Here is a 1,574-nt window from a genome sequence, read left to right on the forward strand (position 1 = left end):
TGTAGCCGCAAAGTTAAAGTGTCCTGTTTCTGCAAAGTAGAAACGTCATTGTGCCACCTTCTCGTTGATTGCAACGAGATTTGGGATGCGGATTTTGGGACTGATTTTAATGAGCGAGCGCGAACTGCATCGAATTGAAGTTTTATCGGAAGTTGTTGAGCGACGGCGCACCATCGCATCGGCAGCGATTGTGCTGTCGCTGAGTGTGCGTCAGGTGCAACGGCTCATGCGAACATTCTGTCTTGAAGGTGCCCCAGCGTTGCGTCACCGCAGTCGTGGCCGACGGTCGAACAACCGGATCAATGATGGAGTACGTGATCTGGCGCTGCAACTGGTGCGGGAACGCTATGCGGATTTTGGTCCGACGCTTGCGGCTGAGAAGTTGATCGAACAAGGATTTTCGGTATCGCGCGAGACGCTGCGCAAGTGGATGTCGGATGATGGCTTATGGCTATCACGCAAACAGCGCCGGACGTTTCGCCAGCCACGGCTGCGGCGCGAAGCCTATGGTGAGTTGATCCAGATCGACGGCAGCGATCATCGATGGTTCGAAGAACGCGGCGATCCATGCACGTTGCTTGTTTTCATCGATGACGCAACAAGCAAACTGATGCAGCTTTTGTTTGTGCGCTCGGAAAGCACCTTCACCTATTTTGAGGCTTTAGAACTTTATCTAAAGTCTCACGGACGTCCGGTCGCATTCTACTCCGACAAGCATTCCGTGTTCCGCGTAGCGAAGAAAGAGGCCATAAATGGTCAGGGCATGACGCAGTTCGGACGGGCGTTATCAGAACTCAGTATTGAGATATTGTGTGCCAATTCGAGCCAGGCGAAGGGTCGGGTCGAGCGAGTAAACCGCACATTACAAGACCGATTGGTCAAGGAGTTGCGGCTGGCAGGTATCAGTGACTTGGCTGCTGGGAACGCCTTTCTGCCGGGGTTTGTGGACGCGTTCAACGCAAGGTTTGCTGTTTCTCCGATCAAGCCAGACGATTTGCATCGGTCGCTCAATGTCGTTCCGGACCGTTTGCGGGAGATTCTGTGCAAGCGGGAACAACGCTACGTTGGTGAACAGCTGACGTTTTCCTATGAACGCAAGCGCATCATGCTGGAAGAGAATAATATTACGCGTGGTCTGGTTGGCAAATACATTGACACCTACGCTTTTGCGGATGGACGTCTGGAGATGCGTTGGAAAGGCCTCCCTCTTCCCTACAAGATGTTTGACATGGATCAGCGTGTGACCCACGCAGCGATCACCGAGAACAAGAGGCTGAGTGATGTGTTGTCGGTTATCAAGGCCCAGCAGGATCAGATGCAGCCGTCAACGGTAAAGACCAACAGTGAGATTATCAGCTATAAAAAAAGTGGACGCAAACCACCAGGACGAAAGGGCTGGGTTGATCAGATGATTGAGCGCCGAGCCCGTGATCAAATAGAAAGTGCTCGTTCAGTTGTCGCCGGTTCGGGCTGCGATATTGAGGTCTCCGCCCTACCCGGCGACGCGCCTCGGCGCATATCAGGATGACATTTCTACTTTGCACAACAGTCGACATTTCAACTTGGTCGCCACA

Annotated in this window: 1 protein-coding gene; it reads left to right on the forward strand. The window is 52.9% G+C overall.

Annotation, left to right across the window (positions count from 1 at the left end):
- Nucleotides 1-94: 94 nt before the first annotated feature.
- Nucleotides 95-1,528, forward strand: a complete 1,434-nt coding sequence (locus V9K92_RS22725) for an ISNCY family transposase (RefSeq protein WP_337355050.1) — start codon at nucleotides 95-97, stop codon at nucleotides 1,526-1,528.
- The last annotated feature ends 46 nt before the right edge of the window (nucleotides 1,529-1,574 follow it).

Source organism: Phyllobacterium sp. CCNWLW109, assembly GCF_037203905.1.
In the GTDB taxonomy this organism is placed as follows: Bacteria; Pseudomonadota; Alphaproteobacteria; order Rhizobiales; family Rhizobiaceae; genus Phyllobacterium; species Phyllobacterium ifriqiyense.